Origin of the sequence: Virgibacillus profundi (genome assembly GCF_002287375.1) — a bacterium.
GTDB classification, from domain to species: Bacteria; Bacillota; Bacilli; order Bacillales; family Amphibacillaceae; genus Virgibacillus_K; species Virgibacillus_K profundi.
Window position 1 is genome coordinate 24,610 of sequence record NZ_NPOA01000014.1, and the last position, 23,849, is coordinate 48,458.

Below are 23,849 nucleotides of genomic sequence, written 5' to 3' on the forward strand. Positions count from 1 at the left end.
ATGCTTGATGGGGGTTTCGATCTCTTTACACTGCTTAGAATAGGCGTAGATATTGCTCTCGTCTGGTATGTATTATATAAATTAATTATGCTGATCAGGGGAACAAAAGCAATTCAGCTTTTAAAAGGGATTGCTGTAGTGCTTGCTGTTTGGCTGCTTAGTATTGTATTTAATTTACAAACGATCCAATGGATTACAAACCAAGCCATTAGGTGGGGTATTATTGTAATCATCATTTTATTCCAGCCGGAACTAAGAAGAGCGCTGGAGCAGCTTGGCAGAGGTAATATTTTTGCGAGAAGTGCTAGGTCAGAAGAAGAAATTATCGAACAAAATATTGAAGCGATTATCCAATCATGTAATTACATGGCAAAACGTAGAATTGGTGCACTTATTTCGATCGAAAGAGAAACAGGAATCGGTGATTATGCTGAAACAGGAATACCGATAAATGGAAAATTGACACATCAATTGTTAACAAACATCTTTACCCCTAATACACCATTACATGATGGTGCTGTTATTATAAAAAATGAAAACATCGTTGCTGCAGCCTGCTACCTTCCATTATCCGAAAGCCCTTTTATTTCAAAAGAGTTAGGAACAAGGCACAGGGCGGCAATGGGATTAAGTGAGGTAACAGATGCACTTACTATCGTTGTATCTGAAGAAACAGGAAATATCTCATTCACAAAAAATGGAGAGCTACATAGAGAATTAAATCAGGATAGCCTTCGTGAAATATTGCGTGAAAATTTATCGTTAGACCTAAAGACCCCTGAAAAGAAGCCAAGGAAATGGAGGGGGACTAAAAATGGATAACTGGTTTGCAAGTAAATGGTTTGTCCGTGTTGTATCATTAGCCTTTGCTGTTTCGTTATTTGCTTTTGTATATATAACAGAAAACAGCTCATCACAGAATGATTCCACATTTCCTGGCAATACAGATGGGTTTCAAACACTTGATGATGTCCCTGTAGATATTCATATAGATGAAGAAAATTACGTAGTCAGCGGCGTACCCGAATTTGTTACTGTTTCATTGGAAGGTACAGCTGGTGTTGTGACACCGCTCGTTCAACTAAGGAATTTCGATGTATATGTGGAATTAGAGGGATTGGAAGAAGGCCAGCATGTAGTAGAAATTAAACATAACATTTCATCTGAAATAAATGTTTTTATTGAACCAAAAACGATTGAAATTGAGATAGAAGAAAAGGCATCTGAAGCATTTCAGGTAAGTGTGGACTTTATCAATGAAAATCAGCTTGCCGAGGGGTACGAGCTTGGGGAGTATGAAGTTAATCCAACCGAAGTTACGATTACCAGCTCGAGAAGTGTTATTGATAAGATTGGTATTGTAAAAGTGTATGTTGATTTGGCAGGATTGGATCGATCCGTAAATAACCGTGAAATTCCTGTGAATGTCTATGATAGCCAGGGTAATGAATTAAATGTAAGGGTGGAGCCGGAAACTGTTGTTGTATCAGCAGATATTAATAATCCGAGTAAGACAGTACCTGTTAGTGTAGAAACAACCGGTGAAATGCCTGAGGGCTATTCTCTAACATCAATTTCTGCAAATGTAGATGAAGTTGAAGTGTTTGCTACAAGTAGCGTATTAGAGGGAATAGAAGGTATTTCAACTGAAGACATAGATCTGACAGAGATTACGGAATCAGGAACGATTAATGTGGATTTAGCCATGCCGGATGGGGCTAATGTACCTGATATGGAAACAATTGAAGTAACGGTTGAGGTGGAAGAGGTCGAAGAAACAAGAACGATAGAAGCTGTACCCATTGAGGTAGAGGACTTGGAAGAAGGACAAGACCTCTCCTTCATTGAACCTGAAGCGTCTGAAATGGATATCACAATTGCAGGCAAGCCATTGGATATCAGTGAACTTTCAGCAGATGATTTCCGTGTATTTATTAACGTGGATGGATTAGGCTCGGGGGAGCACCGTGTTCCTTTAACAATTGAAGAACCGGAAGTTGAAGAAATGGAAGTAACCGGTGAATTTGAAGAAGTTACCATTGAAATCAATTAGTTTGTTTTTAGTACAATCTTTTCAAGTAGGATTAAACTTAAATAACTCAACAATGCTCTCAATTGCTACTGGATAGGATACGGATATAAAGGAGAGATTCGACATGGGAAAATATTTTGGAACAGACGGTGTAAGAGGAGTAGCAAACAAAGATCTCACTCCGGAACTGGCTTTTAAATTAGGACGATTTGGTGGATATGTATTAACGAAAGAAACCAAAAGACCAAAAGTAGTAATTGGGCGTGATACCAGAATTTCCGGGCATATGCTGGAAGGCGCACTTACAGCAGGCCTATTGTCTATTGGAGCAGAAGTAATGCGTCTTGGAGTTATTTCAACTCCAGGAGTCGCTTATCTAACAAAAGCAACTAGCTCACAAGCGGGTGTTATGATCTCAGCATCTCATAACCCAGTTGAGGATAATGGCATTAAGTTCTTTGGACCTGATGGTTTTAAATTAACAGACGAACAAGAGAATGAAATCGAACGCTTAATCGATGGTGAGGATAATTTGCCACGTCCGGTAGGTGCTGATGTTGGCAGTGTAAATGATTACTTTGAGGGTGGTCAAAAGTATCTCTCTTACCTAAAAGATACAGTGGATAATGATTTTGAAGGACTGCGAATTGCCTTGGATTGTGCACATGGTTCCACCTCCAGCCTGGCAACACATCTTTTTGCGGATCTCGAAGCAGACATATTTTCCATCGGTTCATCGCCGGATGGGTTGAATATCAATGATGGGTTTGGTTCTACACATCCAGAAACATTACAGGGATTTGTGGCTGAAAAAGGCGCAGATATTGGACTGGCATTTGACGGAGATGGCGATCGTCTTATAGCTGTTGATGAAAAAGGGAATATCGTCGACGGGGATCAAATCTTGTTTATTTGTGCGAAATATTTGAATGAAAAAGGCGTTCTTCGCCAGAGCACAGTAGTTTCCACTGTAATGAGTAATCTTGGCTTCTACAAAGCGGTTGAAGAAAACGGTATGCGCAGTGATAAAACAGCAGTTGGCGACCGTTATGTGATGGAAGAAATGCGTAAAGGCGGCTATAATCTAGGTGGAGAGCAATCGGGTCATATCATTTTCCTGGATTATAATACGACTGGAGATGGTATGCTATCTGCAATCCAACTTGTAAATATCATGAAGGAAACAGGCAAGCCTTTATCTGAACTGGCAGGAGAAATGACTATCTTTCCACAGGTACTTAAAAATGTAAGAGTGACAGATAAAAATGAAGCATTAATTAATTCGCAAATCCAAAGTGAAATCGAAGCAGTTGAGCAGGAGTTAGGAGACCAGGGCCGCGTGCTTGTTCGTCCATCCGGAACGGAACCATTGGTACGTGTAATGGTCGAGGCTCCTACGAAAGAGGAATGCGAGAAGTACGCGGATCAGGTTGTTAACATAATTGAAGGTTTATTGGGAATGAAGGAATAGATATATTATTGAAGCTGCTCTCTGGTGACGGAGGGCAGTTTTTTGATTGGAGGTAGTGGAGCTGACCTAGAGCGTGCGGAGTAACTAATGCGCGTATATTGGTTGAGTGGTAAGTCCCCTGGAGTTGAGAGACAGGCATGCCAAGTTGAGAGACATTCATACAAAGTTGAGAGAGCCACTCCGGAAGTTGAGAGAAAAACAGCAAATATACTTTTATCTCTCAACTATCTTAAGCTTTCTCTCATTTTAGAAGGTTATCTCTCAACTAGCACAAGTTATCTCTCAACTTCATGACGCTATCTCTCAACCCATCCTCATCCTCCCCCTCCCTCAAAAGCTATAATTTCATTCCAATCAATTAAATGATACGATAAAGAAAATAACCTGTCAGGAGGCTCCAATATGATTACGATCCTACTCGTAGATGATGATCCGCATATTCGTGAATTATTACGTTTTTATTTACAAAAAGAGGGCTATCAAACAATTGAAGCTGCTGATGGGCAAGAAGCGCTAGATCAGTTGGAAGAAAAAAGGGTTCAATTAGCAATTGTTGATATTATGATGCCTAATGTAGACGGATATCAGCTCTGTGAGGAAATTCGGGTCTATTATGATATTCCGGTAATAATGCTTACTGCTAAAGGGGAGATTTCTGATAAGGAAAAGGCCTATCATGCTGGAACAGATGATTATATTGTAAAGCCGTTTGAGCCAAAGGAAGTTTTATTCCGTATTAAGGCTTTGCTCAGAAGATTTCAAATGATAAATGAGGAAATGATTACGATTGGTAATACAACCATCAATCGAAAGAGTTATGAAGTACAATCCAATGGTAAAATAATAATCCTCCCACTAAAAGAATTTGAGCTTTTGGCACAATTAGCTAGTTATCCTAATCGCATATTCTCCCGTGAGCAGTTAATCGAATTTGTTTGGGGGAATGATTATGAAGGAAACGACCGAACAGTGGATGTACATATTAAGCGGCTTCGTGAACGATTTCCATCCGATAAACATGATTTTAGCATCCAAACGGTTAGAGGTTTAGGCTATAAGCTTGAGACAGACAGTAACAAATAAATGATGTGTTCATCATTTATTCATAGTAACCTGCTATCCTAATAGAAAACAATGAACGATGGAGGATCCTGTTTATGAGAACGCTCTATGTACGAATCATCGTTACTACAATGGCTATCATGATTCTAAGTGCACTTATCGCCTTTGCAGTATCAAATATTTATTATCAGCAATTTTTAAAATCGGAAAATGATAAAAAAGTCACACATATAGCAGAAAATATTGTGAAGGTTTTTGAAAAAAATAACAATCAATCCATTTCTGATTACTTAACCGCAATGGCTGACTTAGGATATAAATTTCATTTAGTGAACCAAAATGGTGAAGAACAAACCTATGGAGATCCTTTCACTTCAGAACAAATGGATCAAGCGTCTATTAAATCTGTTTTAAACAGCGAGGTATATCACGGAATTGCGAACTACCCGTGGAAGCCATTTGTAACAGGCTTCTTTGATAATGAATTAATGAATACAATCGGTGTACCTATTCAAATTGATGGTGAAACGCATGCTTTATTTGTTCGCCCAAATTCCTCTCAGCAATTTGGTGAAATGCGCATATTCCTGGCTGTGTTACTGATTTTGGTATTGTTGTTCAGTTTTGTATTAGTGTTAATCAGTACCCGTTTTATTGTGAAGCCAATAAAAAAGCTAACCGAGGCAACGAAAAAAATTGCTGCAGGAAATCACCATTTGAAACTAAAGGTTAATAGAAGGGATGAAATTGGACGCTTAGCTGGTGACTTTTCCAAAATGAGTAACAGCCTCGAGCAAACAGAGGAAAAAAGACAGGAGTTTGTTTCAAATGTTTCACATGAAATCCAGTCACCATTAACATCTATCCAGGGATTCTCGCAAGCACTGAGAGAGGAAGACATCTCTAAAGAGGAACGGGAAAGATATTTAAATATTATCGAAAGTGAAAGTAAACGATTATCCGCATTAAGTAAGCAGCTGCTTACATTGTCCAACCTGGATCATGAGATTGATAAGAATGATTTCATCCCATTTGATATCGCTGATCAATTAAGGGAAGTTGTCTTAACAATGGAATGGCAATGGAGGGAAAAGAACATTGCTATTGAAATGGATACAGCACCTACTACTATAGTAGGTGAACCTAAGCTTCTGCAGCAGGTGTGGGTAAATTTAATTACAAATGCCATTCATTATAGTAAGGCTGGCGAAAAGTTAACTATTCGCACTGCAAATGAAAAATCCAGTGTGCTGGTTTCCATTGAAGATACAGGAATGGGGATCGCAGAAGCGGATATTCCCCATTTATTTGACCGGTTTTATAAAGTGGATAAAGCCCGAACACGATCAGAAAACAGCTCAGGATTGGGACTCGCCATTGTGAAAAAAATAATCGAATTACATGGAGGTACTGTAATGGTGGAAAGTGAATTTGGAATAGGCTCGACATTCACCATAACAATTCCTAAAAAGTAACTCCTTGTTCATCTTCTATTCATATTAAAGCATTATGCTTGATGTATTGAATGAATAGGAGGGAACATTATGTTTCTAGCAATACGTGAATTAACGCATGCAAAATTTCGCTATGTTTTAATTGGTTTAATCATGGTATTAATTGCCAGCTTAATTTTTATAATTTCCGGTCTGACAAAAGGTTTATCAGCTGATAATGCATCAGCAATCCAGAATCTGCAGGCAGATTATGTATTGATGGAACCTGATGCTGAACTGGAAATCACAAAGTCTTTTATTCCACACAAAAAGCTAGATGATATAGCAAAAATAGATGGAGTGGAGGAAGCAAATCCATTATCGATCCGAATGATGAACGCCTCTGTAAATGGGACCCAGCAAAATGAGGATGTTGCATTATTTGTTACAGAAGCAGATGGTGTACTGCTGCCTTCTGTCAGTGAAGGGAAAACAATTGCTAATGAAAATGAAGTAATTGCAGATAGTTCCTTAAAACGAGAAGGAATCGAGATTGGAGATACCTTACAGTTTGGTGAAGAAAGTGAATTTACAATCGTTGGTTTTACAGATAATCAGCGTTACAGCCATACTTCCGTGTTATTTATGGATAACGGGCAAAGAGATAATATTAATGCAATTACCATTCAAGCTGAAGAGGGGAAAATTGATGCGATAAAAAGTACTATCGGAGATTCTCTTGATATCGTTACAACAGAAGAAGCACTTCAAGGCATCCCAAGTTATTCCCAGGAACAAGCCTCGCTTAATATGATGATTATTTTCTTATTTGTCATAGCGGCATTTGTCCTGGCAGCATTCTTCTATGTGATTACATTGCAAAAACGAGATCAATTTGGTGTGTTAAAAGCACTGGGTGCAAAAACGATATATCTTGTTAAAAATCTAATTGGGCAGGTTGTTCTGCTTTCTGTCATCTGTATTGCTGTTGGTGTTGGATTAACACTTGGAATAAAGGCACTCTTACCAGAGGATATGCCATTTTTACTTGAAACCAGTGGAATGATTCAGACCTCACTGCTAATTCTGGCTGTATCTGTAGTTGGTGCATTAGTCTCATTAGTCCAAGTCGTTAAAATCGATCCAATAGAAGCGATAGAGGGGGCAGGAAAATGACATTAGTATTGGAGAACGTATCAAAGGTTTATAAAGATGGTCCAAAAGAATTCAAAGCACTGGATAATGTTTCTTTAGAGGTTAAACCTGGAGAATTTATTGCAATCATCGGTCCATCCGGTTCTGGGAAAAGTACGATGCTATCCATAGCAGGCGCACTACTATCGCCAACCAGTGGCAGAATTTTATTAGATGGAGAAAACACAGCAAATCTTTCAGCTAACAAAATTACGCAAAGAAGACTCGAGAAAATAGGCTTTGTTTTCCAGGCGGCAAATCTTATCCCCTATTTAAAAGTGAAAGATCAACTCAGTGTCATTAATGTGATTGCAAAAAATAAAAATAAAACCAGAGGAAATGAATTATTGGGGCATTTTGGACTGGCACACCGTGTTAACAATTACCCGAATGAACTTTCAGGTGGAGAAAGACAACGCGTGGCCATCGCCCGTGCGCTAATAAATGATCCGAAAATTATCCTTGCCGATGAGCCCACAGCAAGCCTTGATTCCAAACGTGGTCGTGAAGTAGTTGAAATGCTTGCAGATGAAATCAAGACCCGGGGTAAATCCGGAATTATGGTAACACATGATGAAAGAGTCCTTGATTTATGTGATCGAGTCGTTACGATTCGGGATGGTAGGCTGGAAGAATAATATTGGAAGCTGCTCTGCTTGTTAGAGCAGCTTTTTCTAATGGTTTGGCAGTTAATTTCTTGGAAATGCTGAAGTTCACAAGAGAATGGCCAGAAGTTCATAGAAGAATGGCAGAAGTTCACAAGAGAGTAGTCAGAAGTTCACACGAAATATGCTGAAGTTCACAACTGCACGCTCCCCCTCAACCCCGGCTATTCTGATTCCGCCGATTTTCATTTAGCCCAGCCCAATTTCTTAGCCTTACATCACAAATGAAATTTCCTTGCAATCTTCTGTTTAATACGCTCGGGCAGACCATATTTTACATAAACCATAACTAATGAAACCGGCAAAAGCTGCAGTCCAGTAACAATTAACCAACTTAATAAGTCCGTTTCATCTTGATGGCTACTAATGAAGAAGTTTATCCACATGGATAGAATAACTACAGCAATAAAGAAAAAGCCGATAACGTTAAAGCCTCTTACAGATAGGGCTCTTATAACGCTCCAGTAGCAAATACCTATTACAGCTGTTCCTACCACAATTGGAAATGCTAATGGAACATACCAATCAAGTCCCTCGTGGAACGTATCTAAACCAAATAATAATATTAATGAAATCAAAGCGATCCCGATAATTACTTTATAATAGCTTTGTACATAACCGAAGGAAAAGTATAAAATTCCCCAACCGGCAAGCACACTTAAATTACTGTATCTCGACCATGTAAACGCCTCGTTGATCTCATAGTTTATATAGAACATCAGGCTAACTGCCACGAATACTAATAAGGATACAAAAACGAAAATTCGATTCAGCACTCTTCTCAAATGAGCGGGGTAGGGATTGGCTGCTTTAGGGAATTTTTTTGTCTCAGCTGCTACCGTTTCATTTACTTTTGGAATGTGAAAGCTGCATAGTGGGCAAGGCTGGTTATCTTTTTCAACTCTGATGCCACACTTCGGACAGTAGGCCATGCTAATTCTCCTCATCATTTGTTTCTATGGTCACGTCAATTCCTAATTTTCGAATACTGCGAAAAAATTCACGCTCCAGCATTCGGTCTTTAGATAAATTTCCAAAAGAGATGTACATATATTGATTATAGCTGATCATCATTGCCTTCACTTTATTTCCGATACTGGGAGGTGGGTAACACTCAAATCTCTCGATAAACGGCTCTATCTCACTTGGAACTTGAACAGCTCCCAAGTTGGATAAACCACTTGTATATTGGCCTTCACCAAAGAAAGAGTAAATCGATGGTGCAAGAATATCCTTCACCGGTGAGGGCATTAGTCTTAAAGCTAAAGACTTCTCACCAATTACACTTCGTTTAATATACTGCTTTAACTTTTTAGGAGTAAGTAAACGATTAAACTCAATTTTCAGCTCTTCTGTAATCTCTTCAAATTCGTATTCACCAAGCCTTCCATCGATAGAAGGGGTTATACTCACAAAGAAGTTTCGCATTGTCTCGCTTTCAAAAAAGGACCGCATATTTACCGGAACATTGATTACGATGGGCTGTTTCCGACGTGCTGTTTTTTCTTGAATCTTTAACAAACTCTCGATATAAATGGCAGTTACCAATGTCGTAATAGAAATATCATATTCTTTTGCTTTTCGTTTTAAATCGTCCACATTTATAATCCCTGTTACTATATGATAATGCCCTCTTTTATCTAGTTGGATTGGTAGCTTATATGACTTTCCGACACGAGACTTTAATGCGGGAATATCTTTTTCATAATATTTTCGGAATGAATTCTCCGTTTCTAATTGCAGCTGCTCTTGATCTATTGGTCCATTGTTTAGTGGTACAGACTCCTTCAGGTGAAGATAGTTTGTGAGGAGTTCATGTAGAAACTTAAGTGCACCGGTACCATCAGTAATACTGTGAGATAATTCCACAGCAATTCTTTTATTAAAATAGAGCACCCTAAATGGAAATGTACCGCGTCTTTTAATCGATAAACTCATACACGGATAAAAAATTTCTTCTTCAACCTTTGGGATTTGGTTGGTTCCTTCAAAATAGTACCAAAAGAAACCTTGTTTTAATTGTACCTTATAAAAAGGGAAGCGTTCCAATGTTGCTTCAAGAGCTGTTTGCAGAAGCTTGGAATCGATTGGGGAGGTGAGCGTTACAGATACCCTGAATAAAGTTGTTGCTCTGGAAGATATAATGGAAGAATACAGTTTTCCCGCATTATCAAGCGGGTACCATAATTTGTCATCTTTCATCAATTCTGCCTCCCTTTCGACTATGCTTTATTCCTATTCTCCTGGTAACCACTAAATAATTGTATCATACCATAAAAGTGAGACGAAATAATCTATAGGAAAAACAGGCTAATCTCGACAGATTAATTACTTAAAATAGATGCTAGGCTTCATCTTTAGTATACCCAAATTTATCCCCTGTTAATTAGCAGTAAGACCCGACTTTATAAAAGTTATTATAAAGATCAGCCCGGAGTCTGAGTTGCAAATCCTCTTTTGGCCGATATCTGAAGGTTACATTTTTGATAATATGTAATTAAGATTAATGTAGTAATCTATCAGAATGAGCAAAAATAGTTTATACTAAAACCATTGATTATTTAATATTCGAACATCCTAGAACATACAAATAAAAAAACAAAATATCAGGAGGTCAACAATGATACAATTTCCAAAACCAACAGTTGAGCAATTTTTCCGTACGTATGTCATCACAGACTTTTCAGTAAATAAAAATGAAGATCGGCTTATTTTCAGTTCAAATCTGAATGGTAAAATGAATCTATGGGCGATGGATCTGCCGGATACTTTCCCATATTTATTTGCACATCATGATGAGTCATGTAGCTTTATTCAGTTTGATCCGAAAAATCGTTATGTACTTGCTGGATTTGATAAAGATGGGGATGAGAACCATCAAATTTATGCTCTTCCAAATGAGGGTGGGCTTCCGCAACCACTAATTACTGGAGAGTCACAAGAGAAATATTTCTTCTCACACTTGAGTGAAGATGGTAAGCGAGTGTACTACATGACGTCAGAAGGAAATCCATCTTTCTTGAATGCGAGAGTGCGTAATTTAGAGGATAATTCTGATACACTGCTAAATACTGGTGAGGTTTCGCCAACGGAATTATCAGCAGTGTCTGATAATGAAGAGGCATTTGTTTATTTGCGCACCTTTGCAAATACATATGTAACCGGATTTGTAAAAGTTGGGGAAGAAACACATAGCTTAACACCAGACCCAAAAAAGGTGCATGTTGCCTTCGAACCGGTATTTGTTGATGATAAAACAATCTATTTTGTTACTGATTATGAAAGTGAGTACAGCTATGTAGCGAAGTTCGACCTAAAGACAAAAGAGTTTTCAAGCGTTTTAGAGATTGCTGATGAAAGCATCCAAACAATTAAATGGAATAAGGATAATAACAAATTCTATCTACTCACTGAAAAAGGTGTAACAGATGTTTTGTATAGCTATGAACTGGAATCTGAGAAACTTGAAAGGCTAACCGCACCAGTTGATGTCATAGAAAAAATCCAAGTTGCCAAATCCGGAAATCTTTATTTGCTTGGAAGAAGTGCAACCATTCCACATAATATTTATCAATCAACAGATGGTTCAAGCTGGAATCAGCTGACAAATAACCGTGTATTAGGTTTAAGTAATGATGATATGGTAGAGCCTGAAGTGGTTTCCTATAAGTCATTCGACGGGATGGAAATTGAATCGTTGTTGTTCAAAGCAAAACCGGAAAATGATAATGGACATACGATTTTATGGCCGCACGGAGGCCCGCAAGCCTCTGAACGAAAAATGTTCCGGTCCATGTTCCAATGCTTCCTCAACCGTGGATATACAATTTTCGCACCAAACTTCCGTGGCAGCACAGGCTATGGTTCATCCTTTGTAAAACTCGTTGAGCAGGACTGGGGAGAAGGGCCACGCCTGGATAATGTTGCTGGGATTGAGTGGTTATTTGCCAATAAGATTACGACCCGGGAAAAGTTATTCTTGGTTGGTGGCAGCTATGGTGGTTATATGGCACTACTATTACACGGACGCCATCCGGAATATTTCAAAGCTGTCGTTGATATTTTCGGACCATCTGATTTATTCACATTTATTAATTCTGTACCACCACACTGGAAGCCAATTATGGAACGCTGGTTGGGAGATCCGGAGCGTGATAAGGAACGCTTTATCAAGGATTCCCCAGTTACCTATTTAGATGGAATGACGAAGCCAATGCTCGTTATTCAAGGGGCAAAGGATCCGCGAGTCGTCAAAGAAGAATCAGATCAAATTGTTGCAAAGCTGGAAGAAAAAGGGCGCGATGTTGAGTATCTGGTACTGGAAGATGAGGGACATGGATTCTCGAAAAAAGAAAATGAAATTAAAGTCTATAATCTGATGCTGGACTTTTTGGAGAAGCATCAGGGCTAAAGGTAATAGGATCAGCCCGCTGTATTGATATTAATACAGGGGGTTTTCCTTTGTATAAAATATCCCTATTGAAATCCGAAAGCACTTTCACGCACTAAAGTGCTTTGTACTGCGAACTTATAGGAAACTCCTTTATAATAGAAAGTATAATACTTAAAGTGTGTGATCAAAAAGGAGGATAAAAAGGACCGAGAAGTTCGAGGCGGCGTAGCTTTGAGCACCGGAACGTATGCAATTAATACGTGAGGAGCAGAAAAGCAAGCCAACGAAGAAATTCGATGTGTCATTTTTACCGGACTTTTTGAATGTCCTCTTAAAAGAAGAAAGGTTGAAAGACATGGAAAAATATCGCATCGATCAAACGAAAGGAATGGAGTTTGGTCTTTATACATTAGGGGATCATTTACCCAATCCAAGAATGGAAGCAAGAATCTCGGCAGAAGACCGGATTCATGAGATAATTGAATTGGCTAAACTGGCTGAGCAAGCGGGGATTGACTTTTTTAGTGTTGGTGAGAGTCATCAGGAATATTTCGCCACACAGGCACATACAGTTGTCCTTGCAGCAATCGCTCAGGCTACGGAAAAAATAAAAATTGGCAGTTCATCCACGATTATCAGTACATCAGACCCAGTACGTGTGTATGAGGATTTCTCAACAATTGACCTGATTTCACGTGGGCGTGCAGAGATCATTGCCGGCAGAGCATCAAGGATAGGACTGTATGAATTGCTTGGCTATAACCTTCGTGATTATGAAGAGCTGTATGAAGAAAAATTTGATCTGCTGTTAAAAATAAATGAAGAAGAAACCGTTAACTGGAGCGGCCAGTTTCGTGCGCCACTTAGAAATGCAAATGTGATTCCACGTCCGAAAAATGGCTCACTGCCAATTTGGCGTGCGGTTGGCGGAACACCAGCAAGTGCGATTAAAGCAGGGATGGCTGGTGTGCCAATGTTTCTCGCACATCTTGGTGGCCCGGCAACTGTATTCAAACGATCGATTGATGCGTATCGGGAAACGTTGACCCGCAGTGGATTTGACCCATCTGAGTTTCCGGTTTCAACAGCAGGTTTTTTCTATGCAGCTGAAACAACGCAACAGGCATTAAGTGAATACTATCCACATATTAACGAAGGTATGAAGCGGACAAATGGCAGAGGTTTTCCGAAACAGCAATTTGCACAAGGCGCAGACCCTCGTGATGTAATGAATATCGGCAGCCCCCAGGAAATCATCGAAAAAATACTTTACCAGCATGAGCTGTTTGGTCATCAGCGATTCATTGCTCAAATGGATTTCGGTGGCGTGCCATTTGATAAATTAATGAAAAATATTGATTTGATCGGTACAGAAATTTTACCGGCAATCAAAAAATATACAGCGAAGAATCAGGAGGAAGAGAAATGAAGATTGTCGCATTATCCGGTTCAAATGTAGGTTCAAAAACAAGAACAGCCATGAACAGCACAGTAAAAGTTTTACATGAAAATTATCCTGAAGCTGAAATCACATTGGTGGATTTGGCTGAATATGAGATCCAATTCAGTGATGGACGTAATTATCTGGAATATGAAGGGGACACCGGATATGTTGCACAAACGTTAATGGAAGCAGATGCCATTATCTTCGGCACACCTATTTTCCAGGCTTCCATTCCGGCAACATTGAAGAATGTATTTGATTTATTACCCCAGAATGCATTGGAGAACAAGGTTGCCAGTATCCTTGTAACAGCAGGATCTGCCAAGCATTATTTAATCCCGGAACAGCAGTTAAAACCTATCCTGGCATATATGAAAGCACAAATCGTCCAGACATATGTTTTTATCGAGGAAAAAGATTTTTACCGAAAAGAAATAGTCAATGATGATGTGATCTTCCGTCTCGATCGTTTGGTTGAGGATACAGTTGTCTTAACGGAAACATATATGAAAATCCGGGAAGCTAAAGAAGAAGCTTACGGGTTTTAAAAAATGAGAGCTGTATACAAATATATTTGTATACAGTTTTTTTATTATAAAAGGTATGATCATGCATGATACAAAAGTCTCGCGGGTGGAAGTAGAGAGTATTTTTATCAAGCTAATGGAAGTAGTACAATTCTAACTCTTTTTCATGTTATTCCAACTGTCGGTTGAAACCTTTTCCCGGTATAATCCGTGTTTAAGTCATAGGAATCTTGAAAGGGGAAGTTCTGATGAGGAAGCTAATTGTAGGTTTGTCTTTTATTTCATTTTTTATCATAGGGCTTGCTGCATGTAGCGGCAAGAATGAAAATTCATCGAAAGAGCCTGAGAGTGGTGAGAAAAGCTCGCAGGAACCGGTGACCCAAGATGAATTACCAGATCAATTTTTGGAGGGGAACTTGGAAAAAATCTATAACCAAACGAGTAAAGATTTTCAGGATAATGTCACATTAAAGCAGTTCAAGGATCTTGGTGTTGATTTTAATAAGGGTGTTAAAAACTATGAACATGTATCTGAAATGCCCTTCCAGGGGTTAACGGAATATCAGTGGGTTAGTGACAGTGGGGATAAAGGGATTCGTAGTTATTTTGCTAAGGATCTGACTATAGAGGGACTGCAGCTTATGCCAATTAGTGCGTATCCGGAAAGTGATAAGCAGTACACGGAAAATACATATCAAATGCCGATAACGGAAGATTGGTTCACATTCTGGGGTGGAACAAACGAGCTTGTCAATTATCACTATGTTGTGGAGAGTCAAAGGTATGCATATGACCTCGTCATTGTTGAGGGAGACGTGTCCTTCGAAGGCGATCCGACGGATAATGAGAGTTACTATGCATTTGGCAAAGAGGTGGTAGCACCACTAGACGGAGTAGTCGTTTCCACAGAAAATGATATTTCTGATAACAAGCCCTCTGTTGATACAAATGAAGAAAAGCCTCTTGGAAACCATGTAATTATCGAACATGAAAATAACGAATACAGTGTTATTGCACATCTAAAAAAAGGAAGTCTGGAAGTGAGTGAAGGAGATGAGATTAGTGCCGGGGATTTATTGGGTTTGGCCGGAAACTCCGGGAACTCAAGTGAACCGCATATTCATTTCCATGTAGCGGATGGACCCGATTGGAAAGAAGCATCTTCAATCAGGATAAAGCTGGAAGGTGAAGCAGATCCTGTTCGTGGTGATATAATTAGTGGGTTTTGACTTAAGGTTGCTTCAGTAGTAACTAATTCTAGAAAGACCAGCTAATCTAGGCGACACCTTGACTTATGATTTATAGGGTCTGCAGGTAAAAAAATAACAGGGTTTTACAAAGCGTATGGAGAGAATACTAGCCATACGCTATTTTGTTGCTCCATTTTTTCAATTAACCCTATTGAACAATATGTCACGCTGTGATATAGTCACGTTATGACATAGATGTTGGAAGTTGCGTGAAAAATGGAGATTGAAAAAGTATTAAAAGCTTACATACCAATGACGGAAACTGCCTTTTATATTATCCTCTCCCTAACGGAGCCAAGACATGGTTATGGAATTGTGAAACATGTTGAGGGAATTACGAATGGGCGTATTCGACTGGGTTCGGGAACGGTTTACGGAACACTCACCAAAATGCAAAGAGATGGTATTATTACGGTCTTTGCTGATGAAAAGAGAAAAAAGACATACGAGATTACGGAGACCGGCAAAGAATTAATCAGAGAAGAAATAAAGAGACTCAAAGAACTTCATGCAAATGCATTGAAGTATGAGGGGGAATTTCTATGATGAAAAAGGTTTTCAGACCGTTTTGGAGCTATGATATTGAGAAAACGGAAGACTGGCTCACGTCAATGGCTTTGCAAGGATACCATCTGGTGAAAATAAATATGCTTACACGTTATTTTTATTTTGAAGAGGGAATTTCAAAAGAAGTCATCTATTCGGTTGGATATGATAAAACATACCATACACTGCCATCAGCACTTGTAAATGAAGGCTGGCAGGAAATGTTCACACATAAAAACTGGAATATTATTGCTAACGAAAAACCAGTTGATGAAATAAAATTTGAACCAATCCGTGAGGGGATAGTCAATCGAAACAGAAAGATTATGTATCTCTTTGGCGGGATATTAATCTATTTGATATTTTCCTCATTAATCCCTATCGTTATTTCGACTGCCTTTTTATTTACTCCAGATAGTTCAGTTACTATTGTAGGAAGTCCGATGTGGATAGTGACAATTACCGTCGGGATAGTACTATGGACGCTTTGTATTTACTCAATCCTTAAACTTTATAAGACAAATAAGGAGCTTGAGATCAATACATATATAAAAACTGGAAAAACATCTCCTAATCGCCGAGAAGAGAAACGGTTGAAGAAATCCGCTGATGTAATTGTAAAAAGAAGGTTTGGATGGATGTATTCACCGGATAAACTTGAAAAGTGGCTGGAAGGAATGGAAGAACAAGGATATAATCTTTACCGAATAAACAGGTTGGGGACTACCTTTTTCTTTAGAAAGGTTTCTGCCAGAAAGGTTAGCTACTTTGCAGATTATCAAAATAATACCAATCAGGGTTATTTTGATATGCATCAGGAGGCAGGATGGAAGCTAATGTATACTTCTAAGGCACCCCTATCAAAATGGTCGATATGGGCTCAAGCTTATGAAGAAGGAGATCAAAGTCCAGAGCTATACACCGATCGGTTGCATATGCTTAAGCATGCAAGAAGAGTAGCGATAACCCATATTTCACTCTTCGTTCCAGTAATAATTTTATATATTCTAATAATCTCGTTAAATATTCATGCTATATTTAGAGTTGGAATGGATAAAATCATGTGGATGACTTTTATTATATACGGGATAGTAATTATTGAGTTCAGCATATTCGTGATTAAATCATGGCTTTATTACAGGCGCACGAAAAGGAATTTTCAGTATAGCTAACTGGATAATCAGATTAGTACAGGAGGCCCCATCTCCGATCATTTGGACAGGATAATATGGTGGGGCATTCACTGTATTCATTTGGAAAAGAAATTATGTTCACTTCCCCATAAGCTTCGACATAAAGTAAATAACATCTCCTTTGCAAAAAAATATTGACCAATTCCTTGATTCTCGGTTAAAATGTACTGTACCCTTTTTCAGCAAAAAGGGCCAGCTTTATTCAAATATAGAAAGGAGCTTAGAAGATTAATAATGCAATAAAAGCGCCAGAACTATTTTCTGATCGGTGAAGAAAGTAGTTGACGAGGTGGAGGCTAATCGAACAATTCGGCGGATTCCTCCCGATTGTACATCTCAATCGAAATGCTTTATTCCGAAAACAATGAGGCGACTTGTTGGACAATGAAATAAAGAGAGATGCCAAATAACAATCACGAGAAAGGGGCAGAAGACGCCCCTGTACAACAAAATAGGTTCGTTTGTCTGCCCCTTTATATGAGGAGGAATTACGATATGTGCGGAATTGTAGGATATATCGGACAAAACGATACAAAAGAAGTTTTACTGAATGGACTGGAGAAATTAGAATACCGCGGCTACGACTCAGCTGGGATAGCTTTGTTAAATGATAATGGAATGAACCTTTTCAAAGTAAAAGGGCGTATTGCAGCATTGAGAAAGAACGTGGATGATATGATTCATGCAACAATGGGAATTGGCCATACCCGCTGGGCGACACATGGTGTACCGAGTGAAGAAAATGCACACCCGCACCAAAGCGCATCTGGGAGATTTACACTTGTTCATAATGGGGTTATTGAAAATTATCAGGATTTGAAAAAAGAATACTTGAGTGATGTAACGTTTGTGAGTGAAACAGATACGGAGGTAATTGTTCATTTAATCGAAAAGCTTTATGACAAATATGAGGATACTGCCGAGGCTTTTCGTCAGGCGATGAGTCTCTTAAAAGGTTCCTACGCAATTGCGTTGATTGACTCAGAGGATGAGGATCATCTATATGTGGCTAAAAATAAAAGTCCATTATTAATAGGCCTGGGTGATGGATTCAATGTTGTAGCAAGTGATGCAATGGCGACATTAAAAGTGACCGATCAATACCTTGAAATTCATGATCAGGAAATTGTTGTTGTAAACCGGAGCTTTGTTGAAGTGCAGAAGCTTGATGGTACAGCTGTTGACCGTAAATCATACACGGCACAAATCGATGCAAGTGATATTGAAAAAGGCACATATCCACACTTTATGCTAAAAGAAATAGATGAGCAACCATTTGCTATGCGTAAAATCATCAATGAATATCAAAATGAAAATAATGAGCTAAAGCTTGATGCTGACGTGCAAATGGCGATGAAAGCCGCTGACCGTATTTATATCATCGCTTGTGGAACCAGCTATCATGCAGGGCTAGTTGGAAAAGAGCTTATAGAAAAATTAGCTAGCGTTCCTGTTGAAGTCCATGTCGCAAGTGAATTTTCATACAATATACCATTGTTATCGGAAAAGCCGCTATTTGTATTCATTTCACAAAGTGGTGAAACAGCAGATAGCCGTGCAGTTTTAGTAAAAATAAAAGAAATGGGATATCCAGCACTGACAATTACAAATGTGCCAGGATCCACCCTTTCTCGTGAAGCGGATTACACATTAAATCTTTATGCAGGACCTGAAATTGCTGTAGCGTCAACCAAAGCATATACGGCACAAATTGCAGTATTGGCTATACTAGCAGTCGACACCGCCCAGGCAAAAGGTCTAAAGTTAGACTTTGATCCAATGCAAGAGCTAGCGATTGTCGCAAATGCTATGGAAACCTTAACAGATCAAAAAGAAGCAATGGAAGAGCTAGTTACAAATTATTTGCAGGCAGCACGTAATGCGTTCTTTATTGGCCGGAGTGCAGACTATCATGTATGTATGGAAGGTGCACTGAAATTAAAAGAGATTTCCTATATCCAGGCAGAGGGGTTTGCCGGAGGAGAATTGAAGCACGGAACCATTGCGTTAATTGAAGAAGGAACACCAATTATTGCGCTGGCAACACAACCCGATGTCAACTATGCTATCCGTGGTAATGTTCAGGAAGTAATTGCGCGCGGTGCAAATGCAATGATCATCAGTATGAAAAGTTTAGAACAAGATACAGATGCATTTGTTTTACCACAGGTTCATGATCTGCTGACACCACTTGTAAGTGTTGTTCCACTTCAATTATTGGCATATTATGCGGCGCTTCACCGTGGATGTGATATTGATAAACCAAGGAATTTAGCCAAATCGGTGACTGTTGAATGATTATTGGAAATTAAACCTGAAATTTGTATAAGTTTAAAATAAAGTAGCATCGTTTTACCCCTTTGGATTTTTTTCTGAAGGGGTGTTTTGTTGTAAAGGACTTACTTAATTAATTAGTTCAGTGTAAACTGAATTTATAGAAGTAATTGAAATGATATATTTACTTTGTGAAGAGTTTCACTTAAACTCCCTCAGATAGATTCAATTTACTCGTAAATGCTCGCTTATTCGCAGGATTTCAAACCACTTTTCAGTACAATAACGGATAAATGGAATGAGTGTTGATAATAAAGGCTACATGAAGGCATGCGGGAATAAAGGAGTCGTAAACTCCAAATATTCTAAAAGATATACTGCACGCATTCTCCACGCCGCCCTTGGAGGCTGTCCCTCCCATGTCTCAACGGGTCTAATGCCCTCTCATTCCTTCGTCATGCCTAATCCAAGGGGTGGAGGCCGGTTTTGCTAACGGAATGGGTCAGTGCCCTTTTGTTTAAGTATTCCAGTACTCCGTGCTTTCTTTAAGATCCTACGAATAAGCCAACATTCACTATAATGCTAATATTAAAGTCTAATCTATTTCTGTTTTATTTAAATGGTTGTTATGCTGCTAAGGGTTGTACTTTTTCAGGACAATAAGGCTCATTACTTCGGGCAATTCCTACTAGTAATCTCGCAAACTTACCAATCAGTTTCATGATAGATTTCATTTTTTTCATCTTTTTTACTTTAACATTGTGGGCATGAAGTTCTTTGAATTCAGGGTTGTTAGCCACCAGACTCATGGTGGCTAAGAACAGGTAACGCCTTAGACGAGATCTTCCACGTTTAGAAATGACAATTTGCCCTTTCCATTTACCTGAACTAGCCTCTGCTAAATTTAAGCCTGCATGCCGTAATAAAGAATTACCATGGGCGAAATTACTTAAATCGCCAGTTTCACCTAAGATGCCACCTAACGTTATTTGGGGTAATCCTTTGATACCAATTAATTTATCGGCGAAAGAAATACTTTCAAGTACTTCCGCCACTTCCTTTTCAACTATTTCTAGTTGGGTTGCAGCCAGATTAAATTCCTCAAGTAATTGCGTTAGGTGCAATTTATATGCGTCATGTGCTTTATTATTACCTACAGAATGTTTAGCTAGTTGAATGAGTGCTTGGGCTTTTTTAATACCAGGCTGACGCTTCATCATTGTTTTCCACCCTTTAACGATATCCTGAACTTCCATCGAACGTAATTCCTTTGGTGTAGGGAATAAACGGAGGGTAGTGAGTGCCCCTTTGCCTTTTACATCTTTAAAAACTTGTTTAAACTCAGGGAAAACAACGTCAACCCAACGATTAATCTGGTTCGCTGCACTGACAGATCGTTTAACGATTACATCTCTGTTAGACATAAGTACTCTTAGTTTTTCAAATGCCTCTGTAGTCGGACGTACAAAGGAATAGTATCCATTCTTCACCATATCAGCAATAACTAGAGCATCTTTTTTATCACTTTTGGATTGCGTATTATCTCTGTTTTCTTTATTTTTTTTCACAAGATGGGGATTAACGGTTACGACATCAATATTTTGATTATAAAGCCATTCAGATAGATTTAACCAATAATGTCCAGTAGGTTCCATCCCAACAATTTCGGTACTATGACCTTTTGAATCTTTTAATTCGTTCATCCATTCTTGTAATCTAGCAAAGCCAATCTCATCATTTTCAAAAGTAAGAGGATCACCAATCACAATACCTCTGTAATTTACAGCACGAGCTACATGGAATTGTTGTGCAATATCCACTCCAACGACTAGATGTTGGTCTGATATTCTTTCTATAAGTTGATTTTGTTTGTCCTGCATTTTATACTTCATGTAGAGCTTCCTCCTAAGTTGATTTGTTTGTATGTAAATTCATCTTATCGAGGAGCTCTATTTTTTTCAAACCTTAAATTTAGCGTTCTACAGGAATGCTAACGGGCAGAATACTGAAAGAAGGATAAGTACTTTTTGTGTTGAATTAGTTAAAGAGAGAGTTTAGTAATATGTATTTATTATTGGTTTAATACAAGAGGAGGTGAGTTATAATTTATGTTTGGTAAGCATTTAAATAGACGTTTAAGTTCAATAGTCATATTAATTTTATCTGTCGCTTTATTGGTTGTCTCTATACTTTACTTTTCTCAGCGAGTTACATATTCAAATGAGAAAGAATATTTAACTGAGGAATTAGATAATACAAAAATGCACTTTTATCAAATACAGGTTGAAGATCCTTTAAGATCCCTTTTAAACTATCTAACAATACGACCAGCAGAAGAAGTAGACTGGGAGGAACAATTAATTCAAGAAACTACCTCTATTTTTCTTGAACTCGATAGAGGAATTACTAATATATCCACTCCCAGTATAAGAGGAATTCCAGATGATACTCGAACAGAACTTCAAAACCTACAAGGAAATATTGGAACTATACTTAGTAGCCTTCAAAGTGAACAACCTTTAGATATGGAAACTAAAGAAGGAATTATGTATTTTACGAAATCAATTGATGCGTGTGTACAATTTGCAGATCGTCAGAGTTGGGAGCGATTCAATTCTGATATGGAATGTCTAAACAAAGAAATAATAATTAGTGATAATAAATAGTTTTATTTTTATCATTTGTGAAAAGATGTACTTTCACTAATTGGTGCGTTAATCAAAGAAGGATTAACCACCTTTTTTGTTGAATTCATTGTATTAAAGGGCAGGATAATGAAAGAAGAGTTTCATGATTTTTTAAAGATGGAAATGTAGTAAAATAGATAAAATGTTACAATTAAGATAAACACAATAAATAAAGGATGATTTAAATGGAAGTCAGCCTTTCAGCAACTGGAAACTGGAAAATAGACAACTCAGAAAAAGAATATTATGGTGACTTGTACTTAAATAAGGATGAAGGAGGAATAGCTCTTTATATTCGAATACCGAACAATGGACCGATTATGAGTTATTTTGAACTCCCACTTAATATACCTTTTATTAAGGGCTCCACAATGAATGGAGCAAAAATAACTTTATTAGACTGTGTAAGAATAAAAACTGAAAGTAAAGTTGGTTCGGAAGAAGTTTTTGGATATCAGGCAAATTTTATGCTTGATGGTGTTAATTTTGAAACTAAAGATGACGTTAGATTTTCCAAAATGAAAATAAGCATACCTGGAATAATAGAATGGGGAAATATCTCTAATTATTCAAAGCCAAAATACGATGGAAAAAGAGATGTCTTAATAGAATTAGACAGGACTGAACCGATTGAAATTTATTCCAACGGAGAGTATTCCTTATCTTATTTTTTAGATTACTCCTATCCAGGTTATAATTTAGTTCAAGAAGAGATTACCTTAAAGCAATCACCATATCTTATTATTGAATCTAATTCTCTCCAGCCATTGGAATGGTTTATGGGTAAGGCTAAACAAATGAAAAGGCTTATTGAGATAGCACTGGCAGAACCTTTTGGATTTGACAAAATGATTGTAGAATCACCTGAGATTTATTATGAATTTGATGATAATGAAAAACGGAATAGAGCAATAGAAGTTATTCATGCTAATAAAGAAAATATCAGCAATAATAATAATTATCGCAGACTTAGACATGACTTCCTTTTTAGATTGAACGAGCTTAGAAATGCCAACTTCTCAAAATGGCAAGATATATCATTAGTTATGGAACCGATAATAGAGTTATATATTGACAGTTTATACAATGAGAAATTATCTATAAGTCGTCATTTTCAAAACATGGTACAAGCACTAGAAACATACCACTCTCGTAGACTATGCAATACTTTACCTGATTTTAAGAAAAGGGTTGAACAGTTAATTTCTATTAGACCCGAAGGCTTTAAGGAAGAAGATAGAAAGTTTTTACTTAAAGGCAGTTTTAAGTACGTCACTCTAAGGAGTCGTTTAGCTGATTTATTAATAGCAGACTATACTTTTCGTTTTTATACTGGAGAGATATCTCATCTCGACTTTCCTAAGGTAATTGCAGACACGAGAAATTATTATACTCATTATGATAAAAAACTTGAAGATAGGGCCCTTAAAGGTGAAGACTTAATAAATAGTATCCATATCCTCCGAAATATCTTAGAGTTTTATCTACTCAAAGAATTTGGCTTTGGAGAGGAATTTATTCATGAAAGAATAAGAGAAAGAATTAAACCTATAAAAATAAGTAACGATGTTAAGAAAACCGATCAAAGCAAAAGACATGTTTAAATATGCTTATAGGCTCTCCCTTTATATGAGCGCTCGTTCTTTTATAAAGTTTTCTAGATATTTATTTAGTGGTT

Annotated in this window: 19 protein-coding genes; 16 read left to right on the forward strand and 3 right to left on the reverse strand. The window is 37.9% G+C overall.

Annotation, left to right across the window (positions count from 1 at the left end; genetic code table 11):
- The 7 genes from cdaA (at nucleotide 1) to CIL05_RS17725 (ending at nucleotide 7,830) form a co-directional block, all read left to right on the forward strand.
- The gene (gene cdaA, locus CIL05_RS17695; protein ID WP_095656865.1) at nucleotides 1-822 is read left to right on the forward strand and encodes a diadenylate cyclase CdaA; all 822 of its coding nucleotides are present in this window, start codon (nucleotides 1-3) and stop codon (nucleotides 820-822) included.
- Nucleotides 815-2,053 carry a CdaR family protein gene (locus CIL05_RS17700; protein WP_095656866.1) on the forward strand — a complete coding sequence of 413 codons (1,239 nt, stop codon included), beginning with the start codon at nucleotides 815-817 and terminating at the stop codon, nucleotides 2,051-2,053. Before cdaA ends, CIL05_RS17700 begins: the two co-directional genes overlap by 8 nt.
- A gap of 103 nt (nucleotides 2,054-2,156) precedes the next feature.
- Nucleotides 2,157-3,503, forward strand: a complete 1,347-nt coding sequence (gene glmM / locus CIL05_RS17705) for a phosphoglucosamine mutase (RefSeq protein ID WP_095656867.1) — start codon at nucleotides 2,157-2,159, stop codon at nucleotides 3,501-3,503.
- 402 nt (nucleotides 3,504-3,905) lie between these two features.
- Entirely contained in the window at nucleotides 3,906-4,586 is a 681-nt protein-coding gene (locus CIL05_RS17710; protein ID WP_095656868.1) for a response regulator transcription factor, read from the forward strand.
- A gap of 74 nt (nucleotides 4,587-4,660) precedes the next feature.
- Nucleotides 4,661-6,040, forward strand: a complete 1,380-nt coding sequence (locus CIL05_RS17715) for a sensor histidine kinase (RefSeq protein ID WP_095656869.1) — start codon at nucleotides 4,661-4,663, stop codon at nucleotides 6,038-6,040.
- A gap of 69 nt (nucleotides 6,041-6,109) precedes the next feature.
- On the forward strand, nucleotides 6,110-7,174 hold the full coding sequence (locus CIL05_RS17720; RefSeq protein ID WP_095656870.1) for an ABC transporter permease: 1,065 nt from the start codon (nucleotides 6,110-6,112) through the stop codon (nucleotides 7,172-7,174).
- Complete coding sequence (locus CIL05_RS17725; protein WP_095656871.1) at nucleotides 7,171-7,830, forward strand: ABC transporter ATP-binding protein; 660 nt, start codon at nucleotides 7,171-7,173, stop codon at nucleotides 7,828-7,830. Before CIL05_RS17720 ends, CIL05_RS17725 begins: the two co-directional genes overlap by 4 nt.
- Before the next feature lie 245 nt (nucleotides 7,831-8,075).
- Here CIL05_RS17725 and CIL05_RS17730 read toward each other — a convergent pair whose 3' ends face one another.
- Together CIL05_RS17730 and CIL05_RS17735 are read right to left on the reverse strand one after the other, a co-directional pair.
- On the reverse strand, nucleotides 8,076-8,789 hold the full coding sequence (locus CIL05_RS17730; protein ID WP_095656872.1) for a DUF6320 domain-containing protein: 714 nt from the start codon (nucleotides 8,787-8,789) through the stop codon (nucleotides 8,076-8,078).
- A 1-nt stretch (nucleotide 8,790) separates the two neighbouring features.
- A complete protein-coding gene (locus CIL05_RS17735) occupies nucleotides 8,791-10,059 on the reverse strand; it encodes an alcohol acetyltransferase (RefSeq protein ID WP_095656873.1) in 1,269 nt (422 codons plus the stop codon).
- A 418-nt stretch (nucleotides 10,060-10,477) separates the two neighbouring features.
- Here CIL05_RS17735 and CIL05_RS17740 point away from each other — a divergent pair, with 418 nt between their 5' ends.
- The 7 genes from CIL05_RS17740 to glmS all read left to right on the forward strand — a co-directional run bounded on the left by CIL05_RS17740 (nucleotide 10,478) and on the right by glmS (nucleotide 19,508).
- A complete protein-coding gene (locus CIL05_RS17740) occupies nucleotides 10,478-12,268 on the forward strand; it encodes a S9 family peptidase (RefSeq protein ID WP_095656874.1) in 1,791 nt (596 codons plus the stop codon).
- Nucleotides 12,269-12,605: 337 nt separating this feature from the next.
- Nucleotides 12,606-13,679 (forward strand): LLM class flavin-dependent oxidoreductase, encoded by a 1,074-nt coding sequence (locus CIL05_RS17745; protein WP_095656966.1) that lies wholly within the window; start codon nucleotides 12,606-12,608, stop codon nucleotides 13,677-13,679.
- Nucleotides 13,676-14,242 carry an NADPH-dependent FMN reductase gene (locus tag CIL05_RS17750; RefSeq protein ID WP_095656875.1) on the forward strand — a complete coding sequence of 189 codons (567 nt, stop codon included), beginning with the start codon at nucleotides 13,676-13,678 and terminating at the stop codon, nucleotides 14,240-14,242. Before CIL05_RS17745 ends, CIL05_RS17750 begins: the two co-directional genes overlap by 4 nt.
- Nucleotides 14,243-14,469: 227 nt before the next feature.
- Entirely contained in the window at nucleotides 14,470-15,450 is a 981-nt protein-coding gene (locus CIL05_RS17755; RefSeq protein WP_095656876.1) for a M23 family metallopeptidase, read from the forward strand.
- Nucleotides 15,451-15,687: 237 nt separating this feature from the next.
- On the forward strand, nucleotides 15,688-16,017 hold the full coding sequence (locus CIL05_RS17760; RefSeq protein ID WP_095656877.1) for a PadR family transcriptional regulator: 330 nt from the start codon (nucleotides 15,688-15,690) through the stop codon (nucleotides 16,015-16,017).
- Nucleotides 16,014-17,189, forward strand: a complete 1,176-nt coding sequence (locus tag CIL05_RS17765) for a DUF2812 domain-containing protein (protein WP_095656878.1) — start codon at nucleotides 16,014-16,016, stop codon at nucleotides 17,187-17,189. Before CIL05_RS17760 ends, CIL05_RS17765 begins: the two co-directional genes overlap by 4 nt.
- 516 nt (nucleotides 17,190-17,705) lie before the next feature.
- The gene (glmS, locus tag CIL05_RS17770) at nucleotides 17,706-19,508 is read left to right on the forward strand and encodes a glutamine--fructose-6-phosphate transaminase (isomerizing) (protein WP_095656879.1); all 1,803 of its coding nucleotides are present in this window, start codon (nucleotides 17,706-17,708) and stop codon (nucleotides 19,506-19,508) included.
- A gap of 602 nt (nucleotides 19,509-20,110) precedes the next feature.
- Here the strand turns inward: glmS and CIL05_RS17775 are convergent.
- Nucleotides 20,111-21,376, reverse strand: coding sequence for an IS110 family RNA-guided transposase (locus tag CIL05_RS17775; protein ID WP_095656880.1), 1,266 nt, complete (start codon nucleotides 21,374-21,376; stop codon nucleotides 20,111-20,113).
- A gap of 216 nt (nucleotides 21,377-21,592) precedes the next feature.
- On the opposite strand from CIL05_RS17775, the gene CIL05_RS17780 reads away from it, so the two are divergent.
- The gene (locus CIL05_RS17780) at nucleotides 21,593-22,150 is read left to right on the forward strand and encodes a hypothetical protein (RefSeq protein ID WP_095656881.1); all 558 of its coding nucleotides are present in this window, start codon (nucleotides 21,593-21,595) and stop codon (nucleotides 22,148-22,150) included.
- Nucleotides 22,151-22,356: 206 nt separating this feature from the next.
- On the forward strand, nucleotides 22,357-23,775 hold the full coding sequence (locus CIL05_RS17785; protein WP_095656882.1) for an ApeA N-terminal domain 1-containing protein: 1,419 nt from the start codon (nucleotides 22,357-22,359) through the stop codon (nucleotides 23,773-23,775).
- Nucleotides 23,776-23,849 lie beyond the last annotated feature (74 nt).

Coding starts and splice junctions, on each gene's coding strand:
- cdaA (WP_095656865.1), top strand. CDS start 1: ATGCTTGATGGGGGTTTCGATCTCTTTACACTGCTTAGAATAGGCGTA.
- CIL05_RS17700 (WP_095656866.1), top strand. CDS start 815: ATGGATAACTGGTTTGCAAGTAAATGGTTTGTCCGTGTTGTATCATTA.
- glmM (WP_095656867.1), top strand. CDS start 2,157: ATGGGAAAATATTTTGGAACAGACGGTGTAAGAGGAGTAGCAAACAAA.
- CIL05_RS17710 (WP_095656868.1), top strand. CDS start 3,906: ATGATTACGATCCTACTCGTAGATGATGATCCGCATATTCGTGAATTA.
- CIL05_RS17715 (WP_095656869.1), top strand. CDS start 4,661: ATGAGAACGCTCTATGTACGAATCATCGTTACTACAATGGCTATCATG.
- CIL05_RS17720 (WP_095656870.1), top strand. CDS start 6,110: ATGTTTCTAGCAATACGTGAATTAACGCATGCAAAATTTCGCTATGTT.
- CIL05_RS17725 (WP_095656871.1), top strand. CDS start 7,171: ATGACATTAGTATTGGAGAACGTATCAAAGGTTTATAAAGATGGTCCA.
- CIL05_RS17730 (WP_095656872.1), bottom strand. CDS start 8,789: ATGGCCTACTGTCCGAAGTGTGGCATCAGAGTTGAAAAAGATAACCAG.
- CIL05_RS17735 (WP_095656873.1), bottom strand. CDS start 10,059: ATGAAAGATGACAAATTATGGTACCCGCTTGATAATGCGGGAAAACTG.
- CIL05_RS17740 (WP_095656874.1), top strand. CDS start 10,478: ATGATACAATTTCCAAAACCAACAGTTGAGCAATTTTTCCGTACGTAT.
- CIL05_RS17745 (WP_095656966.1), top strand. CDS start 12,606: ATGGAAAAATATCGCATCGATCAAACGAAAGGAATGGAGTTTGGTCTT.
- CIL05_RS17750 (WP_095656875.1), top strand. CDS start 13,676: ATGAAGATTGTCGCATTATCCGGTTCAAATGTAGGTTCAAAAACAAGA.
- CIL05_RS17755 (WP_095656876.1), top strand. CDS start 14,470: ATGAGGAAGCTAATTGTAGGTTTGTCTTTTATTTCATTTTTTATCATA.
- CIL05_RS17760 (WP_095656877.1), top strand. CDS start 15,688: ATGGAGATTGAAAAAGTATTAAAAGCTTACATACCAATGACGGAAACT.
- CIL05_RS17765 (WP_095656878.1), top strand. CDS start 16,014: ATGATGAAAAAGGTTTTCAGACCGTTTTGGAGCTATGATATTGAGAAA.
- glmS (WP_095656879.1), top strand. CDS start 17,706: ATGTGCGGAATTGTAGGATATATCGGACAAAACGATACAAAAGAAGTT.
- CIL05_RS17775 (WP_095656880.1), bottom strand. CDS start 21,376: ATGAAGTATAAAATGCAGGACAAACAAAATCAACTTATAGAAAGAATA.
- CIL05_RS17780 (WP_095656881.1), top strand. CDS start 21,593: ATGTTTGGTAAGCATTTAAATAGACGTTTAAGTTCAATAGTCATATTA.
- CIL05_RS17785 (WP_095656882.1), top strand. CDS start 22,357: ATGGAAGTCAGCCTTTCAGCAACTGGAAACTGGAAAATAGACAACTCA.